The sequence below is a fragment of the Chamaesiphon sp. OTE_20_metabat_361 genome (genome assembly GCF_031364565.1).
Genome location: NZ_JANLWO010000282.1, coordinates 1 through 5,110, shown reverse-complemented (window position 1 = coordinate 5,110; position 5,110 = coordinate 1). Strand labels below are relative to the sequence as shown.

At 41.5% G+C, this 5,110-nt stretch carries 6 protein-coding genes and 1 pseudogene; 3 read left to right on the top strand and 4 right to left on the bottom strand.

Annotation, left to right across the window (positions count from 1 at the left end):
* The 3 genes and pseudogenes from RMO35_RS08270 to RMO35_RS08260 all read right to left on the bottom strand — a co-directional run.
* Positions 1 to 220, bottom strand: a pseudogene (locus RMO35_RS08270) (hypothetical protein); the annotation flags it as partial.
* 369 nt (positions 221 to 589) lie between these two features.
* On the bottom strand, positions 590 to 1,423 hold the full coding sequence (locus RMO35_RS08265) for a glycosyltransferase family A protein (RefSeq protein ID WP_309740158.1): 834 nt from the start codon (positions 1,421 to 1,423) through the stop codon (positions 590 to 592).
* A gap of 17 nt (positions 1,424 to 1,440) precedes the next feature.
* Positions 1,441 to 1,914 carry a restriction endonuclease gene (locus tag RMO35_RS08260; protein ID WP_309740157.1) on the bottom strand — a complete coding sequence of 158 codons (474 nt, stop codon included), beginning with the start codon at positions 1,912 to 1,914 and terminating at the stop codon, positions 1,441 to 1,443.
* 138 nt (positions 1,915 to 2,052) lie between these two features.
* Here RMO35_RS08260 and RMO35_RS08255 point away from each other — a divergent pair, with 138 nt between their 5' ends.
* The 3 genes from RMO35_RS08255 to RMO35_RS08245 all read left to right on the top strand — a co-directional run bounded on the left by RMO35_RS08255 (position 2,053) and on the right by RMO35_RS08245 (position 4,361).
* Positions 2,053 to 3,018, top strand: a complete 966-nt coding sequence (locus RMO35_RS08255; RefSeq protein WP_309740155.1) for a hypothetical protein — start codon at positions 2,053 to 2,055, stop codon at positions 3,016 to 3,018.
* 2 nt (positions 3,019 to 3,020) lie between these two features.
* Positions 3,021 to 3,305, top strand: a complete 285-nt coding sequence (locus RMO35_RS08250; RefSeq protein WP_309740154.1) for a hypothetical protein — start codon at positions 3,021 to 3,023, stop codon at positions 3,303 to 3,305.
* A 366-nt stretch (positions 3,306 to 3,671) separates the two neighbouring features.
* A complete protein-coding gene (locus tag RMO35_RS08245; RefSeq protein WP_309740153.1) occupies positions 3,672 to 4,361 on the top strand; it encodes a hypothetical protein in 690 nt (229 codons plus the stop codon).
* 320 nt (positions 4,362 to 4,681) lie between these two features.
* Here the strand turns inward: RMO35_RS08245 and RMO35_RS08240 are convergent, their stop codons facing one another.
* Positions 4,682 to 4,903, bottom strand: a complete 222-nt coding sequence (locus tag RMO35_RS08240) for a hypothetical protein (protein ID WP_309740152.1) — start codon at positions 4,901 to 4,903, stop codon at positions 4,682 to 4,684.
* Between the last annotated feature and the right edge of the window lie 207 nt (positions 4,904 to 5,110).

Below are 5,110 nucleotides of genomic sequence, written 5' to 3'. Positions count from 1 at the left end.
AAATCGTTCTCAAAATTTCAACATTGGCATAATGTTCGGGATAAATTGGCAGCAAAACTTGGCAATCGTCGATCGTTAAGAACGCTAGATCGTTTTCGTCATCGGTAGTTTTGAATAACCAATTCCAATCGTATGGCCCCTCATGCTTTTCAAAAATGCCATCCCACTTCACCTTAGCAATTGTTTGACGCGTCACTGCGGATAAATCTGCTAATTTCATACACTAGAGCTTGCCTAAAATTATAGTTTAGTACAGAAATACTCTAAACTGTGAAATTTAGAAGACACAAGTAATATTTCGATCGCGTGATGTAAAGTAGATAGTCGATGACATTAAATTTAAGAAAAATCCTTAACTCTTGTTTCATATCGTAGGCAATTCTCTAAAAACCAGATCTGATATAGTTTTTGGAATTTAACTGGATTAACAATCAACTTTACTTTGGGGTGCCCGATCGGTTGACTGATAAACGCTACCCACGGGAATCTGACCTTAGCTGCATCTCGATCGAACATAAATATAATTTTGGTATATCTTTGCCCAATTCTATATTTTGAATAAGTTAATCGGCATCAGCTATATGTCAGATTAGCTTAGTAGTGTAAATGCCTTAATGCTCTCGATTTTTTGATGTCTCGATCGATATTCGTCTTTTAGTCGATTCAGGGCGTGAATATCCAGATCGTTTAAGCAAGTATATGATTCTCGATGGTTAACGATCCAATCTATTTCGTTAGTCCAATCCTGGTAGTTTGAGCTACCAATGATTCCTAAATTTGTCTGTACATAATCCATGATAACTGCTGGATTGAGCTTGAAGCTCGATCGTCCCCAGTGACTGATACACCTAAGCAAAAACTCGTAATCGATATAAATTTGGAGGTCGGGATTCCACATCAAGGATAAATCCCTGTTGTTGCGATGGGCGAATCCGTTACTGTCGATGAGTTGCTCGTGGCGAATTAATTGCTCGATCGTGCAATCTAGGGTAGGGGAGAAGAATTCTTTGCCGCTACTGACGATCGCTCTGTCTCGAACGACATCCCGCCGCCGCTGTTGAATTGGCATTGAATAGCTCACCTGGGGATTACGCTCGAACAGATCGAGTGTCTTAGCCACAAAATCGGGCTTGAAGGTATTGTCATCATCAAGATAGGTGATAACATCCCCTGTTGCGATGGTTAGACCCCTATTCCTGCCGTAAGCTAGTGCAAATCCCTTGTCGGGATGAGCCATCCCCAAGTAGGTGTAGGGGAAACAGATGTCCGCATCGCAGATTATTTTATTAGTAGCGACATCTTCACCATCGTTGACAACGATCCACTCGAAATCTTGACTTGATTGAGCTTTTAGTGAGGCGATCGTTCGCGCTAATAGTTGAGGACGCGATCGCGTGACTGTGACGATCGATAGTTTCAGCATAGTTCTTCCTGTGAACGTCAAGATTTTGGCTCGTTGGCGTTGGCGAAGCCTCTCGAAGAGAAGCCTCCGCTTTGCGGAATCGCCAATTCAAGCTGCTCGACTGATTCCATTGACAGTCGCGGCAATCGCTCGATAAGATCGGCAAAAGTCATTTGAAAATTTCTTGGTTTTCGACGCGAACGGCGGTTTGCAGGTAGCTTCAGTTTGAGAGATAATTGACCTGGACTTGGCTGGGGATGATGACGGTGCTGACGTAGGTGACACCCGCTGCACAGGCAAACAAGATTCGCACGATCGTTATGTCTTGGGTTACGATCGAGATGGTGGACTTGGGCGGATAGTCTGCGCCGGAGGGATAGACCGAGGTGTCGATAGCTGCTAGCAGGCGGCAAACACTTTAACCCGCAATTATTACAGCGATACCCTGCCGATCGTTTAACCGCCGTTGCAATTTCTGTCCAATTATCTGGGTATTCTGATAATAAAGCCAAAGCCTTAAAATTAACTTTTATTCTTGTTAATATTATATCTCAAAATTGATTAAAATTCAAAGTATAGAGCCTAAAATCTTTATGACAATGTAAGTTTATTTTAGTTGATTGTTATTAAAACATAGGACTTATAAAATAATGAGTAAAATTATAGGCATGGTTAAGAAACAACTTACATCCCAACTAGAGTTTGAGCCTGAAAAAGATTCAACGCCAGTTAAGAGTAAAGCTAAGTCACAAAAAAAAGTTTCAGCGATCGAGGATATACTTTCAGTGCCAGAAGAAGTCGTAAAGACTAAAAGTAAAACTAAGACTCGCTCGAAAGCTTCAACAGCAAATAAAAAAGCTGTAGAGACTGAAGATGAAGATAAGTCTCAAGTTTCTATAGTTGAAGAAGTATTGGAGAAAGTTGCAGTATTAGGTGAAGTAGTTAAAGATGAAGCTACTTCAGACCTTCCATCCAAACCTAAACCAATACTTTTAACACCGGAACAGATAAAAGCTAGAGATAAAACCCGCTTATTAAGCATCTACCAGGCAATTGGGAGAATTCAAGTACGTATCAAGTTATACGAAGGTGAAGCCACTATCCTCTTTGGGGATCGAGAGTTTTCCTTATTTTCAGCAGGTTTTAAAAAAGCCAGTAGATTTACTTCTTTAGAAAGAGTAATAGCAGAACAAGGTAGTGATTTAGAGATAATTGTCTATCCAATTATAGATAATAATCAAAATTTAGTCGTAATATCTTTCTCTTATCTCAATACAGTAAATACTAAAAACGACCGAATTTATCAGGATCTAAGACCGAATTATTTTAGACTATCTGGATTATGGAAAACGATTGACGGTCAAACTTGTATTCAGGTACACTCAAACATGTTAATTAATCCCTGCATCCGCTCTAGACTCAAACAGCCTTTGAATGTCCCTATCCAGTGGAACGATTGCCCTATTCAAGAGGAACCTAAGAAAAATATCTATGTGTCTATTGAGGCAGAATTTAACTTTGAATCTTGCAAATTTGACTATGTTCGGACTTTAATAAATCCGACGAAATCCCATCCACCATTTCCTAAATATCATAGCTACATAGCTCCAAACTAAAAATGCGATTGACGATCGCAGGTAAAAATGGTTCTCTTCACCAGTACACCCAAAAAGTCACTAATAAACGCGGCGAGATAGTTGAATATCCCAAGGTCAAGGGAGAACGAGATCCCCATAACGTCAAACATTGGAAGTGGCAAATTACCTGGAAAGAGAAGGTGAACGATCGCTGGCGCACCCGATGTTTAAGCATTACCGCATCAAAAGTCCAAAAGGTGAAAATATTTATCGCTCGAAATGCTGGTATATCTGAGATTCAGGAGTTTTTGGGATCGAGATTTTAGTATGTAATTACATGCTAAAATTTTAGCTCAAACTCTTTGCCAGTAATAAATACAGCAATTCTCAATAAGTAAATTGACTAAAACTGTTGCCGGGAGTATGTTCTAACTATTTTTAGTATGTAATTACATACTAAAAAATAGCTGAAAACGTTTAATAGAGCTAATTATAGATATTCGCAATAACCCAACTAATAATCGCCTCCCCTGCCACCTCTAACTTCTCACTCGTCAGCAAAAACTCGATTCTCCAAGGGAGCGGCTACGCCAACGAGCAACCTAAATAAGTCCGCATCAGAGTAAGTCGCATTGTTCCTAGTTCTAGCTATATAATTATAACTATTCAGCTAGAACTAGAGATGATTGCCAATGCCAATCCGACTGTGTGCCTATGGCTTTAGCTGCGCGTCCATGATGATGGAACCAGGACTGACAGCCGAAGATTGCCCGAATAAAAACGTTTGCGGCACGATTCGCCAACTGACGGATGAAGATCGAGTCGAGCTGCATTACGCCAGAATCGAAAACAACGTGCGGATGATCGATACCATGATAACGAACGGGCGAGATGCTGCCCTCTATTTATTATCAACTCGTGCTTGTCCCCAAACCCCTGCATCTCTGGGCGTAACAGCAACACTCGCTCGACTGCACTCGACGCTCTCACAGCTCGAAGAAACGATCGCTCAATTAAGTGAAGATTGTTATGTTGCCCCTATCGGTGTGGAAGCACACCGATATCTAGTCAAACGACCCTACGGAGTCTATCAATACAATAAATTGACTTCTAGGGAAGCTATCTTTCCACCCCAGGAGCGAGAAGACTCGGTAAAAGTAATTCACCTATCGTCAGACTACGACAGTCGAAATTTTGAGGGGAGAGCCGGAATCGAGCGCAGAAATAGATTGCTCGCGATTGGTACAGCAATCGACACGGCTGAAGCTCTTTTAAATCGAGCGATATCTGTTGCTGCCAATCCCCCAGTAAACGAGGTGGTAGCTGAAAAAATCGCCCGCATTCCGCCCGAAGATGTGGATGCAGTCGAGCGATCTGGCTAGCATTAGAGTCTTCATAGTTCTAGCTGAATAAGTATACTATTATAGCTAGAACTATAGAAAATGTACCTTCAAAGAACCGTATCGCCACCTGAGACTATCAAAATTAAGGCGATCGAAAGCCAGCAGAATTCAAAGACGATCTGCTCGCGACGATCGAATATGACGAGCGTACAGGCTACGAGCTACTGGAGCGATTGTCACACCCATCCCGATCTGGTTGTTAGTCTATCCCTTATAGTTCTAGCTAACTAAATTAAATATTTTAGCTAGAACTACTGACAACGAGTGAAGTTACTTTTTGGTGCCGCTAGTCAAGCACCTCAGCGGGGAGCGAGAACATCTCCACTGTAGAATCGTTCGTCATTCGATACTTTATACCACCACGATTGGTGGTCGAAATCATACCATCGAGCCACAATACTCGTCGCTATCTCTCGCTCGTTCCAATACAGATTGACAGATTCGTAAAGTCCGAATTTTGGAGCGGGAATATTAACTGTTTCCCCCTCGGTTAAACTATCTTCATTTACACGATCTGTCATTTTTTTAAGTTTAGTTAGTAGATAATTCAAAGCTAGTGCATTGTAACTAATAGCCCGTCAAGCGAATAAAAATCAACAGCAATATCTAGCTGCTCGTCTGACTGCCGCCATACCCTACATTCAGTATCCCCCAACAGTAGACCCAACCATACATCTACTAAAGATAAACCTGCTCGTTCCCGCAGCTTTGAGAGCGATATTTCCCCA

What these genes read in the sequence shown, in the direction of transcription:
- RMO35_RS08265 (WP_309740158.1), bottom strand. Translation starts at nt 1,423, where the DNA reads ATGCTGAAACTATCGATCGTCACAGTCACGCGATCGCGTCCTCAACTA.
- RMO35_RS08255 (WP_309740155.1), top strand. Translation starts at nt 2,053, where the DNA reads ATGAGTAAAATTATAGGCATGGTTAAGAAACAACTTACATCCCAACTA.
- RMO35_RS08250 (WP_309740154.1), top strand. Translation starts at nt 3,021, where the DNA reads ATGCGATTGACGATCGCAGGTAAAAATGGTTCTCTTCACCAGTACACC.
- RMO35_RS08245 (WP_309740153.1), top strand. Translation starts at nt 3,672, where the DNA reads ATGCCAATCCGACTGTGTGCCTATGGCTTTAGCTGCGCGTCCATGATG.
- RMO35_RS08240 (WP_309740152.1), bottom strand. Translation starts at nt 4,903, where the DNA reads ATGACAGATCGTGTAAATGAAGATAGTTTAACCGAGGGGGAAACAGTT.